This is a genomic window from Ruania rhizosphaerae, assembly GCF_009805705.1.
GTDB lineage: Bacteria > Actinomycetota > Actinomycetes > Actinomycetales > Beutenbergiaceae > Ruania > Ruania rhizosphaerae.
Genome location: NZ_VSMB01000022.1, coordinates 1 through 18,290 on the forward strand (window position 1 = coordinate 1; position 18,290 = coordinate 18,290).

Genomic DNA, 18,290 nt, shown 5'->3' on the forward strand with positions numbered 1-18,290 from the left:
GCACCCGCAACGCCGAGTACAAGCGTTCCTGTCACGACAGCTCGATCCGCGTGCCCTTCGCGATGAGGGGCCCAGGGTTCGAGGGCGGTGGCCGCGTGGACCGGCCCGTCAGCACCATCGATCTTCCGCCGACACTCCTGGACGCCGCCGGCATCGCGGTGCCGGAGCAGATGCAGGGGCACTCGATCCTGCCGCTCGTCCGTGACCCGGGCGCCGACTTCCCGCAGGAGGCGTTCGTGCAGGTCAGCGAGTCCGAGCTGGGCCGCACGCTGCGCACCGACCGGTGGAAGTATCACGTGGTGGCACCGGATGCGGACCCGTGGATCGAGCACAGCGCCGATCGCTATGTGGAGGCTGAACTCTACGATCTGGCCAACGATCCGCACGAACTACGCAACGTCGCCGGTGTTCCGGCGTTCGCTGAGGTGGCTGAGGAACTCCGGGACCGGCTCATCGCTCGCATGGAAGCGGCGGGGGAGCCGGCCCCGGTGATCGAGGCAGCACCGGCGCGGGAGTCGTACGTGCAGCCCGAAACGGCCGTCTACACGGGCGGGTGGGTGCCGACCCGGTACGCCCATCAGCGGGGTTACTCGGCCTGAGCGGCGGCCTGCTGCTCGGCGACCTTGGCCTTGACCTCGTCCATGTCGAGGTCCTTGACCTGGGTGATCAGCTGCTCGAGCTGCTTGGCCGGCAGGGCGCCGGCCTGGTTGAACAGCAGGATCCCGTCCCGGAAGGCCATCAGCGTCGGGATCGCCTGGATCCCGGCCTGGCTGGCGATCTCCTGCTCGGCCTCGGTGTCGACCTTCGCGAAGGTCACATCGGGGTGCTTGGCCGAGACCTGCTCGTAGATGGGAGCGAACTGCTTACAGGGTCCGCACCACTCGGCCCAGAAGTCCACGAGCACGATGTCGTTGTCGCTGACCGTCTGCTCGAAGGTCTCGGTGGTGATGTCGATGGTGGGCACTACTACTCCTTGATCGGGTACGTCCTACCAGTGCCAACATCGGTCGCGGTCAGGTATTCCGTGACCCACGTGACCCTGTGTGCAGGCGTTCGAAGGCATCGAGCAGCAGGTCGAGGGCGAACTCGAACTCCCACTGTTCGTCGCACCCCTCGCCGAGCCGGGAAAGATCGCCGTCGATCGCGGCGAGAGTGACTGCCGTGATGGCGGGGTAGGTGGCGGACATGTGCTCGACCATCGCCGCGACCTCCTGCGGATCGGCGGGCGGTGTGGCGTCGTCGGGCTCCTCGGGTGCATCGAAGGCCTCGGGGCTGAAACCCCAGATGCGGTGGCCGAGTGTGTGCATCACGTGATGGGTGAGGTCTGCGCTCAGGCCGCCGGCGATGAAGGCCCCTGCGAGGGAGTCCATGTGGGTCAGCACCGTCGGGGTGCGTCGGGTGCGGGACTCGATCACCCGGCGCAGCCACGGATGGGCCACGATCATCTCCCGCGCGGCGAGGATCGTGGCCCGCGCCGCCGGCTTCCACCCGGGGCCCGGTTCGGGGCGGGGCAGGTCGGCGACGAGCGTATCGACCATCCCGTCGAGCAGATCCTCCTTGTTGGCGACGTGCTTGTAGAGAGCCATCGGCACCACACCCAGCCGGCCGGCGAGGTTGCGCATGCTGACCGCGTCGATTCCCTCGGCGTCAGCCAGTTCGACGGCCGCGCGCAGCGCCCGGCTACGGCTGACCGGCGTGCGTTCCTGCGTGGCCAATGGCACCTCTCCTCCTGACGGTCCGATCAGCCTAGCCGCGGCTCGGACTCCACCGGCGCCGGCGCACGCTGCGCCCACAGGAACAGTCCCAGTCCAATGAGCGCGATCCCCACCGGAAGGGCGGCGAACCGGTTCACCGCATGTGGGAGGAAGGCGGTCAGCACCGGCACGATGGCTCCCAGGGCCAGCAGGATCGAGGCCCACCGCGGGAAGATCCCAGCTCGCAGGGACGCCAGCCCGAAGACCACGCCGCCGAGCAGGTACAGGCCGCCGGCGACCGGGCTGATCACCTCCAGGGCGCCGAGCGTGCCGTCGGTGCCCGCGCCGTTGAAGATCCCGAGGAAGTTCTCCACGAATCGCGGCGCCTCGCCGGCCACCGCCGGCAGGATCAGTGTCTCGGCGAAGGTGAAGGCGCTGGTCAGTAGGTAGAAGATGCCGAGCATGAGGGCACCCACAAGGCCGAGGATGCCTGACGCCTGCACCTGCCGCAGGTACAGGCCGGTCACAGCGACCATCCCGCAGACGGCCATGGTGAAGGTGAGATATCCGGTCACGGCCCACATCGTGGTGGGCACGCTCGCAGCCTCGTCGACCGGGTGGATGAACTGGATGCCGCCGAAGATGAGGCCGGCGATGATCGCGCAGATGCCGGCGGCCCGGCTCAGCGTGGTGGTGGTGATGTACATGGCATGGTCCCTCCCATCCGAGGTGTACGACGTACACCTTTTATCAGGCAGCCTAGGGTGTACGTCGTACACCCGGCAAGGGGTATCAGCGCGCCCCGAACACCCCGGTCCCCACGCGCACCATGGTCGCGCCGGCCGCGATCGCCAGTTCCAGGTCCCCGGACATCCCCATGGAGAGTTCGTGCGCTTCGCTCGTGCCTGGTTCACCCGAGCCCACGACGGCGTCTCTCACCTGCGCGAGGGCGGTGTAGCTGGCGCTCACCTCGCCAGGGTCGGGGGAGTTCGCCCCGATGGTCATCAGGCCGCGCAGGTGCAGGTGCTCCAGCGAGCCCACGACGGCGGCCAGCTCGCCTGCGTTTTCTGGTGGCACTCCCGCTTTGGTCTCCTCGCCGGAGGTGTTGACCTGGACGAACACGTCCAGGTCGCGGCCGCGGGTGGCGGCGGCGCGGTCGAGGCGCTGTGCGATCTTGGCTGAGTCGACACTCTGCACGCAGTCGGCCCAGCGCATCACCTGATTCACCTTGTTCGACTGCAGGTGCCCGATGAAGTGTGTCTCGTGCGGGACGTCGACGAGGTCGGGTTCGGTGGCCACGAGCTCCTGGGCACGGTTCTGCCCGATCAGCGTGGCACCGGCTGTGAGGGCCTCCCGTATACGCGCAGATTCCACCCGCTTCACCGCCAGCAGCAGCTGGACCTCGGCCGGGTCCCGGCCGGCTTCCTGGGCGGCGTTGGCGATACGGGAGCGCACCTGTTCGATCGAGGCAGCGACCGCCGTCATCGGGCTTCCTCCACAGTGATGCCCAGGTGGGCGGCGAAGGATCCGAGCGCACCGACGGCATCCTCGGTGGTCATCGTGACCCCGCGCAGGGCATCGACGCCCGTGATGCCCTCCAGCCGGCAGCCGGACATCGTCACCTGCTGGGCGCGCATTCCCGCGAAGCGTGCTTCGGTGAGGTCACAGTCGACGAAGCGCACGCGTTGCAGGGCCGCTCCGGAGAAATCGGCCTGGCGCAGGTTCGCGCCGGTGAGCGTGACCGCCGTCCACGTGGCGCTGTGAGCGGAGAGCAGGTCGGCCACCAGGTCGGTCGCCTCCACGTCGCGCCAGCGCGAACGCAACCACGACGAGCCGGTCAGCCGGGCGCCGTCGAGGGTGGTGCGGACGAGCCCGACGTCCCGGGTGGTGAGCCCGGCCAGGTCGGCACCGGTGAGGTCGCAGTCGGTGAAGGTGCAGCGCTCCCAGGTGCCCTCGGCGGCCCGCAGCCGCTGAAGCGAGGAGTCGTCGAGCTCCAGCTCGTCGATCTGCGCGCCGATCCACACCTCGCCGTCGAAGGTCCGTCTGGTCAATGTCGCGCCACAGAGTTGATCCGGTTCCACCGCTCCAGCGTAGACGCGGCCTGGAGTTGGCTTACAGTGAAGCGTGCGCACGATACTGAACATCATCTGGCTGGTCTTCGCCGGCTTCTGGCTGGCGGTCGGCTATGCCGTGGCCGGGGTGATCTGCTGCATCCTGATCATCACCATCCCGTTCGGCATCGCCTCGTTCCGGATGGCGAACTACGTGCTGTGGCCGTTCGGGCGTGAGGTGGTGCGCCGGCCCGACGCCGGCGCGGGCTCGACGATCGGCAACATCATCTGGTTCATCGTGGCCGGCTGGTGGCTCGTGATCGAGCACATCATTACCGCGATCCCGCTGTTCATCACCATCATCGGCATCCCGATGGGCTGGGCGAACCTGAAACTGATCCCGATCTCGCTCACCCCGTTCGGGCGGGAGATCGTCGAGACACATCGGCCGTTCGCGAGCTGAGCGACAAGCCGGTCACGGTATTGCCTACCTCGAGAGCGAATTGGCACCGGGGTCCACCAGTAGTTCGGCTATTGCGAGCCATCACGGAACATGAAGGCGAAGGCCATCAGGTAGTTCTCAGCAGAGAGTACGCCGTTGACATAAGCGGACAATTCATGGAGGCCACCAGTGAATCCCGTGCCGTCGTGATACAGGATGGATATCTGCTTCCAGTCGGGGGTGGCGCTCCACGAACTGATCACTCCATTTGAGTATAGGTCCCGCACTACCCGCGGCACGTAGCTGGCTATAGGCACACCATTTCTTGCTCCAACAGTGTCGGGAATCTGGGTGAGGAAAGCTTCTCGGTCCGCCCCGTGCGTCTTCTGCATCGTGGTCAGTACGGCCGAGATTCCCATGATAAAAAAGCCCGTGTGATGCATCGTGAATTGGAGTGCGTCGTTGGGGCCGAAATGAATCGTGTAGCCACCTCGGGTGCGAGTCCAAGTTGCGAAGACACCCATCTCGTCAAAAGTGCGCAGCGCGGTCTCGGTCTGCTGCCTTCTCCATCTACCCATAGCGATCAATGTAGCAGCAGTTGCGTAGGATAGCGATGGTCGCGCGCCATGCGGAATCCTGACAAGCAGAACTGATGCGATCCTCTAGTTAGGAAGCGTGCGTCCATTTCAGCCACCAACGCGGCGAGATCGCGGCGCGGTTGTGGACGCGGTGGTCGCGAGTCGGCAACGTATTGACAGCGATGGGCGTCAGAGGCGGCGGGCACCGCTCCATCTGGCCATAGGGATGCGTCTGACCACTCGCCACAGGTGCTCATACCTGGTCAGGCTCGACCTCCGCACCACTGGCAAGAACTAGGCGGAGAACTCCACCCTGGAACTGCCGAACGACGATCGGTCGATTTGATCCCACCGCCAGGCGGCTCACTGAGCGACTCGTTTGTGCGAGTAATAGCATGAACCGAATCTAGTCCGTTCGTCACCCAGCCATTGCGAGTCATCAGCCCAATTCGCACCATCAATCAGATGCAGTCCTCGCATGAGATTTGAAAGACCATGGCGCGGCGTACTGCGTGGTAGAGGCATGAACGGGTGGGGTAGACTACATCGTTAACTCGGTCTGGCAGTGGAGGCCCATACTTGACCAGCGCGGTATGCCTCGCATTGGTGCGTTCGACTATGTCAGCCATTGTCGCGTACCTGCTCAGTGGTTCATCTCCGACAAGGAGGTAGGCCTTGTTGCCGCGTGCAAATGTATCCACGAGAACGACTCCAGCGCGAGTCATCAGCACCATGCCGTCTGGTGGCTGGTCCTGATCAGCCACAGCCTCGACTGGGCAGGGATTCACGCGGGCAGCGAAGCGGACTGTCAAGGCCAGCGCAGCGGCCCCCACAGGTGACAGCCGAGGAGCTCCAACCTCGCGTGACCACGTGAAGGTTCCACCTGCATCTAGACCAAGTGCCGCCAGTGGCGATTCGAACTCGATGAGGCTCTCTCGGCTGGCCCGGCCAACTATTGGCGCAGCATTGTGGATGAGTTCCGCAAGGTGCTCCCCCACCGTTGGCGTCACATCCAGTGCGTTGATCGCAGACGGGCTGTCGGGCCCCGTTCCAGATCCAGGCGTATGAACGTCCCCGTCATCCGGAACCTGCCTCGGCATCGCTGTCGCAATGGCCGCCTGGGCTGCCGCAAGAGTTGGGGGAGGGGGGTCGACGATCTCTTTGGGCGCGTGTTCAGGCGGAATTGACAGCACGCTGGTGGGCGACCCCGGAGGAGACTCTTGGGCTCGTATAGGCAGTCGTACCACGGCATAGCCGGCCAAGGCGATTGCCGACATGGTGTCCACTGGCCCCCAGAACTCACGGGTTGACCAGATTGGCAGGAGCGGGTTGAACAGTACGGCGACAACGATCGGAGGGACACCCCAGCCTGGACTGCGTCTAGTCCACGCTCGGTAGGCGAGGAACACAGCAACGGGGCAAACTACCCACCGGAGCAAGACGTAGTACCCGCTGGGGTTCGACGGTGCAAGGGCTACAAGCAGCATCGCCGCCGCGATCAGGCAGGGAGCCAAGTGCGTCCGCGAGTTCCCGTTCCCCTTCTCGTGCTCAATTGTCACGTTGGTCCGTTCGCCGGTCGCAGGTAGTCGCCTTGTTATACCAGAGGGATCGGTGAGGGGGACAACCCAAGGCAACGGCACGAAGTGCGGAGGCGGCAGTCCCGGATCGCGTCGTTTGTCTGTGTCAGATCGAGTGTCGTCGTGGTCATCATCGGCCAGCCCTTCGGAGCGGGTAGTTATTTCACTGGACTACCAGTTGGCTTGTCTTCGCCGGCTTCTGGCTGGCGGTCGGCTATGCCGTGGCCGGGGTGATCTGCTGCATCCTGATCATCACCATCCCGTTCGGCATCGCCTCGTTCCGGATGGCGAACTACGTGCTGTGGCCGTTCGGGCGGGAAGTGGTGCGCCGACCGGACGCCGGCGCGGGCTCGACGATCGGGAACATCATCTGGTTCATCGTGGCCGGCTGGTGGCTCGTGATCGAGCACATCATCACGGCGATCCCGCTGTTCATCACCATCATCGGGATCCCGATGGGGTGGGCGAACCTGAAGCTGATCCCGATCTCGCTCACCCCGTTCGGGCGGGAGATCGTCGAGACACATCGACCGTTCGCGAGCTGAGCGACAAGCCGGTCACTCCCAGGGGCCATGCGTCAGCAGCCGCAAGAACTGTGTGTTGACGAAGAGGCGCTCGCGACCGACGCGGACGTCGTGAATCAGTCCTGCCTCCGCCAGCTCAGTCAACCAACGCGTTGCTGTGGGCCGAGAGACTCCGCATCGGTCCATGACGATAGCGATCCGACTGTAGGGCTGCTCGAACAGGACGGCCAGTAGTTCGGCGTCGGTACCGCCTCTCGATGCGTTGCGCGCCTGGGCCGCGAAACTCGCCTGGAGCTCCTGTATCGCGGCGATCTGACGTGTGGTGGCGAGTGACGTTCGCTCGATGCCGGTGAGAATGTAGGTGATCCACTCTTCCCATCGACCCTCCGTGGTCACGTTGAGCAGGAGTCGGTAGTAGTCCTGCTTGGTGCCGATGAGGTACCGGGAGAGGTAGAGCAGCGGTTGATGCAGCAACCCCGACTCCACGAGCATCAGGACATTGAGGATGCGCCCCGTGCGACCGTTGCCGTCGGTGAACGGGTGGATCGCCTCGAACTGGTAGTGCGCGGCCGCCATGCGCACCAGCGGATCCATGCCGTCATCGGCGTGGATGAATGTCTCCCACTCTGCCAGCTTGTTCCTGAGAGTTTCGCGTCCCTCCGGTGGTGAATAGATGATCTCGCGGGTGGCTGGGTTGGCGATGCGAGTCCCGGGCATCGACCGGATTCCTACGTCGTGGCCCTGAATCACGGTGCAGATCTGTTCGGCCGCGCCGACTGTCAGGCCCCGGTCCTGAACGTGCTCCGAGCCGACTCGTAGCGCGGTGCGGTAACGGAGCGTTTCGCGTGTGGCTGCGTCGCCCGTGACATCTGTCGCGTTGACCTGTCGAAAGAGCTCATCCGTCGTGGTGACGATGTTCTCGATCTCCGAACTGGCTTGCGCCTCCAGCAACGGAATCGTGTTGATCAGAACGGCGGGGTTCGGCATCGAGCGCCCGGCTTGGTCGAGCTGAGCGAGGGCAGTTCGTGCGCCGATCGTCGCCTTGAGTACGCGTCGGGTCTCGAGGGCTTCGGCGCCCGGCGGTGGCGGCAACGCGTTGTACGGGCGGTCTGCCTGCCAATTCGTCATGTCACAGAATGTTGCATAGCGCACGGGACATGTAAAGATTGTGGCGGAAACTTTACATGTCGACAGCGCCGGGCGGGAGTCTCAGTTCCGCGCGATCGACACGAGTTGGGCGCCGGTGACCCTCACCAGATCCGTCGGCGCGAGCGAGATGTCGAAGCCACGCCTGCCACCGGAGACGTAGATCCGCTCGAGTCGCTCGGCCGAGGAGTCGATCACCGTGGGCAGGGTTGTCCGCTGGCCGATCGGGGAGATCCCGCCGGTGACGTATCCGCTGGAGCGTTCCGCGGCTGCGGGCTCTGCCATCGCGGCCTTCTTGCAACCCAGCGCCTGTGCGAGTGCCTTCAGGTCCAGGGTCGCGGTGACCGGGAGCACGGCCACCGCCAAACCCTGTGCCGCGCGTAGCCCGTCGACCTTGGCGACCAGCGTCTTGAACACGACCTCCGGTGGTACGCCGAGCGCTGCGGCCGCTTCCAGGCCATAGCTCAGGTCGCTGGCCGGATCGTGGGTGTAGGGGTGCGCCTGGTACGTCAGACCCGCTCGGTCTAAGGCCACGGTTGCCGGAGTGGCCGGACCACCCTCAGGCGCGTTCTTCTTCTTGCCCATCAGGATGCGCTGACAGTCACGGTCACGTCGGTCGTGTCATCGGACCACTCGGTGACGATCAGCACGAGGGTTCCGGCCGGGAATTCTGACTCCAGCAGCGGGTTGCGGTCGTCGTTGCCCGGGTCGCGGTCATCGTTGCTGCGCACGCGCCCGTCTGCGTCGAGCGTCAGCAGCACCGGGTCACCGGAGGAGGTGTCCTCCACGTCGACCACGTACTCGCCAGCCTCGGGCAGTTCGATCGAGCCGGCCCAATATCCGCCACTCGGCACTGCAGCCTGGGTGGGCTCAAGCATCGCCACCCGATCGGCGACTTCGGTCGCACGCACGCTGAACTCGCTCGCGAACCCATCGAGCTCGCCGACCACCACCGTGTACTCACCGGCCTCAAAGGGGACGGCGATCAGAGGGTCAAGTGACGAACCCTCCAGCTCCTCGGCCAGCTCGCGGCCACGGTCATCTCCAGCCGTGACCTCGTTCCCGGCCGCGTCCTCGACCGTCATCTCGAGATCCTCATCGCCGGTATCCGAGCGCACGTCGAGGATCAGGACCACCGGCTCGTCCACGGAGAGTGCGCCCTCCCACACGCCCCCGGCCTCGACCTGCGCCGGCGTCTCCTCACCCAGAGCGACCGTGCCTGTGGTCACCGATCCCGAGCCGCCGGTTGGACCCGATGTGGGGCCCGGAGTGTCCGGCTCCCGGCTTCCCGAGAGCGCCCACCAGGTGATCCCCGTGACGAGCAACAGCGCGAGCACCACCAGCGACGCGACCGCCGCCACACCGCCCGGCGTGCTGCGCACCCCACTGCCGAAGACCTTCGTCCCCCCGGACTCGCGGCCCTCGTCCGGCGTGCCCCACGCTGACGAGGACTGCCAGCCGCCCGGCGTCCCTGGCGTCACCATCACATCCGGACGGCGGTGCGTCGCCGACTCCAGGTACGGATAGTCCTCGTAGGCGGACTGAGGTCCGCTCGGCTCCGTCGTCGAGGGCAGCAGCGGCCGGTAGTACTCCGTCCACGAATCCCCGTCCCAGTACCGCTGCTGGTTCTCGCCAGAGGGGTCCGGGTACCAGCCTGGTGCCTGCTCGTTCACCCGGCCATCGTACGGGCCGGGCCGACATCGATCCCGGAGAGGACTACCCGTCCCGTCTCGGCGCTCGCGGCCAGATCCACGGTCACCCGCAGCCGCCAGTCACGGTCGCCCTCCGGATCGTCGAGCACCTGCTCCACCTGCCAGTGGCCGGTCTCGGTCGTGATCGTGACCATGCCGCCGGACCGTGCCTCCGGTCCGATGCCGAGGTGGTCGTACTCCTCCCAGTAGCCGTCCATCGCCTCGGCCCAGGTGTCGGCGTCCCAGCCGATCCCGCCGTCGAGAGCAGCCAGGGAGTCATGTGCCTGCCGTGCGGCCAGCTCCACCCGGTGGAAGACGGCGTTGCGCACCAGCGCACGGAACGTGCGCGGGTTCGCGGTGATCGGGGCGTCCGGACCGGGACCGAAACGTGCCTCGTCCTCGGAAGCTCCGCCGTCGGGGGCCTCCTGGTTCTCCTCGAGCGCATGCCCCGCCTGCAACGCCTCCCACTCGGCCAGCAGAGAGGAGTCGATCTGCCGCACGGCCGTTCCCAGCCACTCGATCAGCTCGGTGAGCTCCTCGGTGCGCATCGCCGTGGGCACGACCTGCCGCAACGCCTTGTAGGCGTCGGTGAGGTACCGCAGCACCACGCCCTCGCTGCGGGCCAGCTGGTAGCGCGAGACCAGCTCCGAGAAGGTCATCGCGTGCTCGACCATCTCCCGCACGACCGACTTCGGCTTCAGCTCGTAGTCGTCCACCCACGGGTTGGTGGTGCGGAACTCGGCCAGCGCGGCGGTGAGCAGCTCGGCGAGCGGGCGCGGGTAGGTGATCTCCTCCAGCGCGTCCATCCGCTCGGTGTAGTCCATCCCTTCGGCCTTCATCGCGCCGATCGCCTCGCCACGGGCGGCCTTCTCCTGTGCGATGAGCAACGGCCGCGGATCCTCCAGCGTCGACTCGATCACCGAGACGGCGTCGAGGGCGAAGTCCGGATGCTCGGGATCGAGGAGCTCCAGCGCCGCCAACGCGAACGGGGAGAGTGGGGCGTTCAGCGCGAAATCGTCCGGCACCTCACCGACCAGCCGGACCGTCCGCCCCTCGGCGTCGCGCTCGGGCAGACGCTCCACCAGACCCGCCTGGCGCAGGGTGCGGTAGATCGAGATTGCGCGCCGCACGTGCGGGTTGCGGTCGGTGGGGGAGTCGTGGTTGTCGGTGAGCAGCCGGCGCATCGCCGGCAGCGGATCGCCCGGACGTGCGAGCACCCCGAGCACCATCGCGTGCGAGACAGAAAACTGGGATGTCAGCGGCTCCGGTTCGGAGTCGCGCAAGCGCTCGAAGGTCTTGTCGGTCCAGTTCACCACCCCGGTAGGGGCCTTCTTGCGCACGATCTTGCGCTTCTTCTTCTCGTCGTCGCCCGCCTTCTTGAGCGCCTTGGCGTTCTCGATCACGTGCTCGGGCGCCTGCACGATCACCTCGCCGACCGTGTCGTACCCGGCGCGTCCGGCCCGCCCGGCGATCTGGTGCAGCTCCCGGGCGCTCAAGTGGCGGGACTTCACGCCGTCGAACTTCGTCAGACCGGTCAGCACTACGGTGCGGATGGGCACATTGATGCCCACCCCGAGGGTGTCGGTGCCGCAGATCACGCGCAGGAGTCCCGCCTGAGCCAGGCGCTCGACCAGTCGGCGGTAGCGGGGCAGCATCCCCGCGTGGTGGACCCCGATACCGCTGCGCAGCAGCCGCGAGAGCGTAGACCCGAACCCCTTCGCGAAGCTCACGTCTCCGAGAGCCTCGGCGATGCGCGCCTTCTGTTCCTTGGTGGCCACCTGCACCGAGGTCAGGGCCTGCGCCTGTGCCACGGCGGCAGCCTGGGTGAAGTGGACGAGATAGGCGGGCGTGCGGTGCGTGCCGAGCAGCTCGGTGATGATCTCGGTGATCGGCTCAGTGGAATAGGTGTAGGTCAGCGGCACCGGGCGTTCGGTGTTCGTGATCACCGCGACCGGGAGGTTCGTGCGGCGGGTGAGATCTTCGGCGAAGTAGCTCACGTCTCCGAGGGTGGCGCTCATCAGCAGGAACTGGGTCCCGGTGAGCTCCAGCAGCGGCACCTGCCAGGCCCACCCGCGCTGAGGGTCGGCGTAGAAGTGGAACTCGTCCATCACCACCTGGCCGGCGTCGGTCTCGGTGCCCGCGCGCAGCGCCCGGTTGGCGAGGATCTCGGCGGTGCAGCACAGGATCGGAGCATCGGCGTTGATGGAGGAGTCGCCGGTGACCATACCGACCTGATCGGCGCCGAAGATCTCCACCAGGTCGAAGAACTTCTCACTCACCAGTGCCTTGAGGGGTGCGGTGTAGACCGTGCGTAGACCACGGGCCAGCGCGACGTAATGGGCCGCGACGGCGATGAGCGACTTGCCGGACCCGGTCGGGGTGGAGCAGATCACGTGCGAGCCGGTCACCAGCTCCAGGAGCGCCTCCTCCTGGTGCGGGTACAGGCTCAGACCTCTCTCCTGGGCCCAGTCGGTGAAGGTCTCGACGAGCGCGTCGTCGTCGGTGGGGTCCGGGGGCAGGGAGAGTGTCATCGACTTGATTGTCTCAGCACGGTGGTCGCTGGCCTGCGCCGCGTTGCGTTTCGGCCCGCTCATGGGCCACTCACGGGCCGCAAGATCGACCCCTTCTCGGGTTTCACCCTGAACTTCTGGCCCCTGAACGCGGCTGGCTCGCTGATCGGGCGGCTGCCGATCTCGTGTCCGGGTGCTGAACATCGCATCGAAGCGCCCGCTCGCGGCCTGGCCCTAGGCGATACTGGAGAGATGACCCGTCCGCTGTGCTTCCTGGCCTCCCGCGCCGAAGAGGTGGCAGCGGATGCCGAGTACGCGAGCGTGCTGCAGCACACCGGACTCAGCGAGCAGGAGCTTGTGCGGATCCGGCTCGACCGGGGTGAGGCGGTGGGGGACGTGCACCGCTTCTCCGGCGTGATCCTCGGTGGTAGCCCGTTCACGTCGAGCACTCCGGAGACGGACAAGTCACCGGTGCAGCGCGCTGTCGAGGCCACGCTGCTCGACGTTCTCGATGAGATCTCCCGCCATCGGATCCCGTTCCTGGGCCTGTGCTACGGCGTCGGAGTCGTCGGTCGCTGGGCCGGGGGTGAGGTCGACTCGACCTACGCGGAGAACACCGACGCCGTCGAGGTCACCCTCACTGAGGCGGGGCGCGAGGACCCGTTGCTGGCCGAACTTCCGGACACCTTCCACGCGTACGTGGGCCACAAGGAAGCGTGCACCACCTTGCCACCGGGCGCCGTCGTGCTGGCCAGTTCACCCGCCTGCCCGGTGCAGATGTACCGGTTCGGTCCCGGCCAGTACGTCACTCAGTTCCACCCGGAGATGGACGCTGCGGCAGTGAAGCTGCGCATCGAGATCTACGCGGGCGCCGGCTACTTCGCCCCCGATGCGGTGGCCGAGGTGATTGAACGGACCGGGAGGGCGGATGTCTCGGCCGCGCACCGGTTGCTGGCGGCCTTCGCCAGGTGGTGTGCGGATGAAAACGACGGTCATACTGCCAACCAGGCTCGCATGGACAACACGCGGCAGTATTCCCGTCAGTTTCATCCCGCGGGCTGACGTACTCACCCGTGCGCGGTGAGGATCTCCTCGTGCAGCCGCGGCCACAACGCCCCGTGCACGTCGGCGCTGAAGGGCTCGGCGCCCAGGAACGCCGCGGTCAGGCGCGCGTCTGGATCCACCCACAGGTAGCTGCCCGACTGACCGAAGTGCCCGAACGTCGCCGGGTTCGCCCCGGGTGCCGTCCAGTGTGGCGACTTCCCACCGCGGATCTCATAACCCAGGCCCCAGTCGTTGCGGGTCTGGTTGCCGAAACCCGGTAGCACCCCGGCGAGCCCGGGGAACTGCACGGTCCGGGCCTGTTCGGCCAGGTCCGCGTCGAGCAGTGTGGGCGTCAGCAACTCCAGGCCCAGCGCCAACACGTCCAGGGTGGAGCCGCCGGCCGCGTACGCGGCGCTGCCGTGGAACTCCACTGACGACATCTCCAGCGGTTTGAGGATCACCTCGCGCACCCACACCGGGAAGTCGGTGTCCACCGCATCGGAGACGTACCCGGCGAGCGTTTCGAAGCCGAGGTTCGAGTACACCCGGCGCTGCCCGGGGCGCTGGGTCGGGCCGCCGTCCTCGAACGGCAACCCGGAGGCGTGGGCGAGCAGGTGGCGCACTGTGGCGCCCTCGGGCCCCGCAGCGTCGTCGAGCCGGAGGTAGCCGCGGTCGATGGCGATCAGCGTGGCCAGGGCAGCCAGCGGTTTGGTGACCGATTTCCACGGGCGCACCGTCTCGACATCACCGTCGAGGCTGAGGATCTCGGTGTCGGAGGAGACGGCGAGGCTGACGGGGAAGTCGAACGCATCCAGCGTGGGGTAGGTGCTCACTCCGCTAGCGTCTCAGATGTCGGCCGTGCCCTGGGTGCCGAAGGTCTCGATCCCGTAGAGGGTGCGCATCGCCGCGACCACGTCGTCCAGGCGGCCCTCGGCCGCGTGCTCCCGTGCCCGGGTGGTGGGGGTGTGGATCAGTACGCTCGCGAAGTGCCGGAGCGCCCGCTCGGTCTCATCGTCGGCGTCGCCGCGTGCGCGGGCTCGTGCGAGCTCTGCCTCCAGCACCTGCTCCACGTGCGTGCGGTAGGCCACGATCGCAGGCGCGGCGGCATCCTCGGCAGAGCGCTGTTCGAACTGCTGCGCCGCCTGGTCCACCAGGTCGAACGCCTCGGCGCTCGCGTTGAGCTCCTGGACGGGTGCGTGCAGGCTGATGGTTTCGAGGTCCAGCAGGTCCACGCCATGCAGATGGGCGACATCCTTGCTGACGTTCGCCGGCAGCCCCAGGTCCACCACCAGCATCGGATGGCCCGGCAGCCGCTGGGCTTCGGTTAGATCGGGGGCGGTGAGCGTGAGGACGTTCGTGGAGGTGATCACCAGGTCGGCCCGCCTGAGCGCCTCGGTCCGCTCGGACGTCGGTACAGCCCGGACGCCTTCACGCAGCGCGAACCGCTGCTCCCGCCCTGAGGGGGAGGCCACATCCACCACACCGACACCGCGGTCACGGAGGGCGGCGAGAGTGGTCCTGGCGTAAGCACCGGTGCCGATGATCAGCACTTTCGCTTCCTGCCAGGCCGGGAGGCGCGTCTCGGCCAGGTCGAGTGCGAGGCGGACCATCGAACGACCGGCCGCATTGATCTTGGTCGTGTTCTTCACTCCACGCGATGTGGTCGAGGCCATCTGGAACAGCCGCTCCAGGCTCGGGGTGGTGGTGCCGCCCTGGCGTGCCTCCGCCAGTGACCGGCGCACCTGCCCGGCGATCTCGTCCTCCCCGAGCACCACCGAGTCCAGCCCGCTCGCCACGGCGAACAGGTGTGCCGCGACGCGGCTGGCCCTCATCGTGCGGGTGCGGGTGCGTAGTTCCGCCGCATCGATGCCGGCGCGCGTGGCGATCCGGTCGAGGGCGCGGGCGATGATGGACTCGGCCGCTGCGTCCGTGTCGGTGCCGGCGTCGACATCCAGGTAGGACTCGTACCGATTGCAGGTGGCCACGACCACCGCGCCGCGCACCTCGGGATCGTCCAGGTGCAGGGCTGAGCCGCCACCGGAGGCGGCGAGTCGTTCCAGGAGGGTGAAGTCAGCGGTTCGATGACTTGCACTCACGCATACCAGCACCCGTCCATGGTAGAAGCGGCGGAGGGCGCGGATCGGGACGGCCTGTCACATCCCAGCGTGCGGACCGGCTCGGCGGCATGTTGCTGCCGATCGACCCACCGGCGGGTGTGGGCGATCCCACGTCAGTCGGCGAGGTCGCGCGCCGCGATCACTTTCGTCGGGGTGACGCGGACCAGCAGCTCACCGGGTACCCCGTTGCGTGCCCCGAACTCCTCGGCGCGATCGGCGCCCATGTAGCGTGCGGCGATCCGGGTGGCCCAGGTGCGCACCTGGTCAAGGTCGTCGATCAGCTCCACGGTGCCCTCGATCGTCACGAAGTTGAACGGCGGGATGTCGTCGTGGAAGCTCAGGGCGACCTCCCCGGTGCGCCGCATCGATCGGCCCTTGACCGTGTCGGCGCCCGTGTTGAACACGATCTGCCCGCTCTCGTCGTCGAAGGCCACCCACACGGGCACCACGTGTGGGCGCCCGTCCTTGCGGGTGGTCGCTGCCGCCACGGTCCGGGCGGGAGTGGCGCGGATGAACGCCTGGACTTCGTTCTCGGTCATCGGTGCGTACCCCATGCCGTGCCCAACGATCGGATCGGGTACAGCATTCCCGTACCACCGAGCTCCGCCCCGAGGGGGAGATCGGCGAATCGATCGCGTGGGGGAGGCCCGGGCGATCCGTGCTTTCTACCATCGATGGTGAGCGAGGGACGGTCTCGAGAGAGGGAAAGGTCATGCCCGAGCACCACGAGGAGGGCCAGCGAGCCGCGAGCGGGATCCCCACGGCCCCGGTGGCGCCGACAGCATCCACGGAACCGGCGCCGTCGAGGGACTGGGTGAGAGAGCAAGCGGAACGGAACGCGCGCTACGCGCCGATCCTGCCGGAACGGGTGCGATGGCGAGCGGTGGTCATCTTCGTCGTCGTGGCGATGGGCCTGGCCTGGGTGGCGTGCTTGCCGCTGTGGCTTTCCGGCGAAGGCCTGGGGCATCCGCTGTTCCAGATCTTCGCCGTGCTGATGATGTACACCCCCACCATCGCTGCCGCAGTGGTGATCGTCGGCGTGGATCGTCCGGCGAGCATCCCGCGGCGCCTCGGCCTGGGGCCGTTGCGCCCCTTCGGTCGCACGATCGGGATGAGCGCGGCGACCCTGTTCGCCTTCGCCGTGCTGCCGTTCGCTGCCGTGTTCCTCGGGGCGGCGCTCGGCATGATCCAACTCGACCTGGAACACCTCTCCGCAGCACAGGCCCAGCTGCAGCAGATCGAGGCACAGGCCGGGCCCGGCGGCACCGCAGGCATGACGCCGCAGATGCTGCTCCTGGTGAGTATCGCAGCCGTGCCCATCAACGCGTTGGTGAGTTCGGCGGCAGCGTTCGGGGAGGAGTTGGGCTGGCGGGGGTGGCTGGTGCCGAACCTGCTGCCGCTCGGCCGGTGGCCGGCACTGCTGATCTCCGGTGTGATCTGGGCGCTGTGGCACGCACCGATCATCCTGCTCGGGTACAACTTCGGCTACACCGATGCCCGCGGTCTGGCGCTCATGATCGGGTTCTGTGTGCCCCTGGGGGTTCTCCTGGGATGGCTGCGCCTGCGGACTGCGTCGGTCTGGCCGGCCGTCGTGGGACACGGTGCTGTGAACACCGCTACCGGCACGACGTTGTTGCTACTGCACGTGGATGCCCAGGATGTGCAGCAGGCGTCGCTGGGCACGTTCCTCGGGATTCCGGGATGGATCCTCATGGCGGCCGTGGTGTTGCTGATCGTCGCCCTCGGGCAGTTCCGGAAGCAGGCCGAACCCGGCGTGCCGTGGAAGCCGGCCCACGAGGCGTGACCTACTCGCGGGTGATCGCATCGGCGAGCTCGTCCGGGTGGCTGACCATCCCCATGTGACCTCCAGGCACCTCGCCGAAGATGTGCGGGCCGATACGCTCCGTTGCCAGGCGCTCGGTGAACTCCGGTGGGAAGAGACGGTCGGAGGCAAAGGCGAGTACCGTCGTCGGGACCTCGGGCCAGCCGGCCCTGGGCCAGGGTTGGGAGAAGGCGCGGTCGGACTGATCCCGCTCCCACCGGTCGGCGTTCTCGCGCTGTTCGGCGCTGAAGCCGGTGTAGAAGAGCTCGTCCATGTCGAGCGGCAGCTGTAACCCGTTGCGTTCGGCGGCTCGCTGGTGAGCGCCGGCCTGGTCTGTTGCGGCCCACCACTGTGCGCCGGACTCGCCCGGTGCCGGGATCATCGGACTCAACAGAGTCATGCGCGCCACGGGGAGCAGGTCGGGCACGAGCCCGGCGGTGAAGGCGCCGAAGGAGTGTGCGACGACGTGGACGGGCTCACCTGCGGTCCCGTCCCGGTCGGCGGCGTCCAGCACGGTTCTCGCGTAGTCCTCCAGAGACGCGGATTCGTCCGCGCAGGGGAGATCGACCGCGGTGCTCGAGCGCCCCGAAGCAGTCAGCCGTGCACGGAGTGCGTCCCAGTAGCCGGGGTCGGAGCCGGCGCCAGGGATGAGGAGCACGTGAGGACGGCCCGTGTCTGCGGGTGTCGGCGAATTGACCATGAGGCAGGCTACTGCGAGGTCGTTTCGATCGACCAGCAGTCGCAGCGATCTGCCCTCTGACCTGGGCTAACGGGGCGATGTCGGTGGTGGGTGGGAGGGTGTTTTCATGACCTCGACAGCTACTGGTTCGGCGTTCTCGGCTTCGGCTGAGCGTGACGTGCTGGCGGCTGTGCGGGAGAATCGGGCCGCGGCCCGGGCGGTGGAGATCGAGTGTGCCGAGCTGGTGGTCTCCTGGGTCGCTGAGCGAGCGATCGACCCCGACCAGCACAGTGCGGGTGCTGTGGACGTGTACGACCCTGAGGTGGACATCGAGGTTCCGGGGTCGACGGTTCCGGGCACGGAAGAACCGATGCGTCTTGCGGGTGCGGGTGCTCCGTGGGTGTCTGATCTGGGG

The 18,290-nt window shown here is 67.2% G+C and carries 20 protein-coding genes and 1 pseudogene; 6 read left to right on the forward strand and 15 right to left on the reverse strand.

What is annotated here, in order from left to right:
• A partial coding sequence (locus FV560_RS19500) for a sulfatase/phosphatase domain-containing protein (protein WP_159623603.1) occupies nt 1–599 on the forward strand: 599 nt, incomplete at its 5' end.
• Here the strand turns inward: FV560_RS19500 and trxA are convergent.
• The 5 genes from trxA to FV560_RS19525 all read right to left on the reverse strand — a co-directional run bounded on the left by trxA (nt 587) and on the right by FV560_RS19525 (nt 3,775).
• Nucleotides 587–964 (reverse strand): thioredoxin, encoded by a 378-nt coding sequence (trxA, locus tag FV560_RS19505; RefSeq protein WP_159623605.1) that lies wholly within the window; start codon nt 962–964, stop codon nt 587–589. The genes FV560_RS19500 and trxA overlap by 13 nt on opposite strands.
• Nucleotides 965–1,013: 49 nt before the next feature.
• A complete protein-coding gene (locus tag FV560_RS19510) occupies nt 1,014–1,721 on the reverse strand; it encodes a TetR/AcrR family transcriptional regulator (RefSeq protein WP_338049717.1) in 708 nt (235 codons plus the stop codon).
• Between the two features lie 20 nt (nt 1,722–1,741).
• Nucleotides 1,742–2,401 carry a hypothetical protein gene (locus FV560_RS19515; RefSeq protein WP_159623607.1) on the reverse strand — a complete coding sequence of 220 codons (660 nt, stop codon included), beginning with the start codon at nt 2,399–2,401 and terminating at the stop codon, nt 1,742–1,744.
• Nucleotides 2,402–2,486: 85 nt separating this feature from the next.
• Complete coding sequence (locus tag FV560_RS19520) at nt 2,487–3,179, reverse strand: YggS family pyridoxal phosphate-dependent enzyme (protein ID WP_159623609.1); 693 nt, start codon at nt 3,177–3,179, stop codon at nt 2,487–2,489.
• Nucleotides 3,176–3,775: a pentapeptide repeat-containing protein gene (locus FV560_RS19525; protein WP_159623611.1), complete on the reverse strand. Its 600-nt coding sequence runs from the start codon at nt 3,773–3,775 to the stop codon at nt 3,176–3,178. Before FV560_RS19525 ends, FV560_RS19520 begins: the two co-directional genes overlap by 4 nt.
• A gap of 43 nt (nt 3,776–3,818) precedes the next feature.
• Here FV560_RS19525 and FV560_RS19530 point away from each other — a divergent pair, with 43 nt between their 5' ends.
• Nucleotides 3,819–4,208 (forward strand): YccF domain-containing protein, encoded by a 390-nt coding sequence (locus tag FV560_RS19530; RefSeq protein WP_159623613.1) that lies wholly within the window; start codon nt 3,819–3,821, stop codon nt 4,206–4,208.
• A 68-nt stretch (nt 4,209–4,276) separates the two neighbouring features.
• Here the strand turns inward: FV560_RS19530 and FV560_RS19535 are convergent, their stop codons facing one another.
• Together FV560_RS19535 and FV560_RS20705 are read right to left on the reverse strand one after the other, a co-directional pair.
• The gene (locus tag FV560_RS19535) at nt 4,277–4,765 is read right to left on the reverse strand and encodes a hypothetical protein (protein ID WP_159623615.1); all 489 of its coding nucleotides are present in this window, start codon (nt 4,763–4,765) and stop codon (nt 4,277–4,279) included.
• 461 nt (nt 4,766–5,226) lie between these two features.
• The gene (locus tag FV560_RS20705; protein WP_420853392.1) at nt 5,227–6,405 is read right to left on the reverse strand and encodes a DUF6804 family protein; all 1,179 of its coding nucleotides are present in this window, start codon (nt 6,403–6,405) and stop codon (nt 5,227–5,229) included.
• A gap of 116 nt (nt 6,406–6,521) precedes the next feature.
• On the opposite strand from FV560_RS20705, the pseudogene FV560_RS19540 reads away from it, so the two are divergent.
• Nucleotides 6,522–6,887 (forward strand): annotated as a pseudogene (locus FV560_RS19540) (YccF domain-containing protein); the annotation flags it as partial.
• A 12-nt stretch (nt 6,888–6,899) separates the two neighbouring features.
• Here FV560_RS19540 and FV560_RS19545 read toward each other — a convergent pair.
• From FV560_RS19545 to FV560_RS19560, 4 genes are all read right to left on the reverse strand, one after another.
• Nucleotides 6,900–7,994, reverse strand: a complete 1,095-nt coding sequence (locus tag FV560_RS19545; RefSeq protein WP_159623617.1) for a Fic family protein — start codon at nt 7,992–7,994, stop codon at nt 6,900–6,902.
• Between the two features lie 81 nt (nt 7,995–8,075).
• Nucleotides 8,076–8,597, reverse strand: coding sequence for a Cys-tRNA(Pro) deacylase (ybaK, locus tag FV560_RS19550; RefSeq protein ID WP_159623619.1), 522 nt, complete (start codon nt 8,595–8,597; stop codon nt 8,076–8,078).
• A complete protein-coding gene (locus FV560_RS19555; protein ID WP_159623620.1) occupies nt 8,597–9,685 on the reverse strand; it encodes a DUF2510 domain-containing protein in 1,089 nt (362 codons plus the stop codon). Before FV560_RS19555 ends, ybaK begins: the two co-directional genes overlap by 1 nt.
• A complete protein-coding gene (locus tag FV560_RS19560; protein ID WP_159623622.1) occupies nt 9,682–12,234 on the reverse strand; it encodes a DEAD/DEAH box helicase in 2,553 nt (850 codons plus the stop codon). Before FV560_RS19560 ends, FV560_RS19555 begins: the two co-directional genes overlap by 4 nt.
• Nucleotides 12,235–12,465: 231 nt before the next feature.
• On the opposite strand from FV560_RS19560, the gene FV560_RS19565 reads away from it, so the two are divergent.
• Complete coding sequence (locus tag FV560_RS19565; RefSeq protein ID WP_159623624.1) at nt 12,466–13,275, forward strand: glutamine amidotransferase; 810 nt, start codon at nt 12,466–12,468, stop codon at nt 13,273–13,275.
• A 5-nt stretch (nt 13,276–13,280) separates the two neighbouring features.
• Here the strand turns inward: FV560_RS19565 and FV560_RS19570 are convergent, their stop codons facing one another.
• From FV560_RS19570 to FV560_RS19580, 3 genes are all read right to left on the reverse strand, one after another.
• Nucleotides 13,281–14,090, reverse strand: a complete 810-nt coding sequence (locus FV560_RS19570; protein ID WP_159623626.1) for a serine hydrolase domain-containing protein — start codon at nt 14,088–14,090, stop codon at nt 13,281–13,283.
• A 12-nt stretch (nt 14,091–14,102) separates the two neighbouring features.
• The gene (locus FV560_RS19575) at nt 14,103–15,353 is read right to left on the reverse strand and encodes a glutamyl-tRNA reductase (protein WP_235020249.1); all 1,251 of its coding nucleotides are present in this window, start codon (nt 15,351–15,353) and stop codon (nt 14,103–14,105) included.
• A gap of 134 nt (nt 15,354–15,487) precedes the next feature.
• A complete protein-coding gene (locus FV560_RS19580) occupies nt 15,488–15,913 on the reverse strand; it encodes a PPOX class F420-dependent oxidoreductase (protein WP_235020250.1) in 426 nt (141 codons plus the stop codon).
• A gap of 173 nt (nt 15,914–16,086) precedes the next feature.
• Here FV560_RS19580 and FV560_RS19585 point away from each other — a divergent pair, with 173 nt between their 5' ends.
• Nucleotides 16,087–17,178 (forward strand): CPBP family intramembrane glutamic endopeptidase, encoded by a 1,092-nt coding sequence (locus tag FV560_RS19585; RefSeq protein WP_159623632.1) that lies wholly within the window; start codon nt 16,087–16,089, stop codon nt 17,176–17,178.
• A gap of 1 nt (nt 17,179) precedes the next feature.
• Here the strand turns inward: FV560_RS19585 and FV560_RS19590 are convergent, their stop codons facing one another.
• On the reverse strand, nt 17,180–17,896 hold the full coding sequence (locus FV560_RS19590; RefSeq protein WP_159623634.1) for an alpha/beta fold hydrolase: 717 nt from the start codon (nt 17,894–17,896) through the stop codon (nt 17,180–17,182).
• 106 nt (nt 17,897–18,002) lie between these two features.
• On the opposite strand from FV560_RS19590, the gene FV560_RS19595 reads away from it, so the two are divergent.
• Nucleotides 18,003–18,290, forward strand: a 288-nt coding sequence (locus tag FV560_RS19595; RefSeq protein WP_159623636.1) for a hypothetical protein, incomplete at its 3' end; no start/stop codon positions are given.

Coding starts and splice junctions, on each gene's coding strand:
- FV560_RS19520 (WP_159623609.1), bottom strand. CDS start 3,179: ATGACGGCGGTCGCTGCCTCGATCGAACAGGTGCGCTCCCGTATCGCC.
- FV560_RS19590 (WP_159623634.1), bottom strand. CDS start 17,896: ATGGTCAATTCGCCGACACCCGCAGACACGGGCCGTCCTCACGTGCTC.
- FV560_RS19535 (WP_159623615.1), bottom strand. CDS start 4,765: ATGGGTAGATGGAGAAGGCAGCAGACCGAGACCGCGCTGCGCACTTTT.
- FV560_RS19580 (WP_235020250.1), bottom strand. CDS start 15,913: ATGACCGAGAACGAAGTCCAGGCGTTCATCCGCGCCACTCCCGCCCGG.
- FV560_RS19545 (WP_159623617.1), bottom strand. CDS start 7,994: ATGACGAATTGGCAGGCAGACCGCCCGTACAACGCGTTGCCGCCACCG.
- FV560_RS19585 (WP_159623632.1), top strand. CDS start 16,087: ATGCCCGAGCACCACGAGGAGGGCCAGCGAGCCGCGAGCGGGATCCCC.
- FV560_RS19560 (WP_159623622.1), bottom strand. CDS start 12,234: ATGACACTCTCCCTGCCCCCGGACCCCACCGACGACGACGCGCTCGTC.
- ybaK (WP_159623619.1), bottom strand. CDS start 8,597: ATGGGCAAGAAGAAGAACGCGCCTGAGGGTGGTCCGGCCACTCCGGCA.
- FV560_RS19565 (WP_159623624.1), top strand. CDS start 12,466: ATGACCCGTCCGCTGTGCTTCCTGGCCTCCCGCGCCGAAGAGGTGGCA.
- FV560_RS19515 (WP_159623607.1), bottom strand. CDS start 2,401: ATGTACATCACCACCACCACGCTGAGCCGGGCCGCCGGCATCTGCGCG.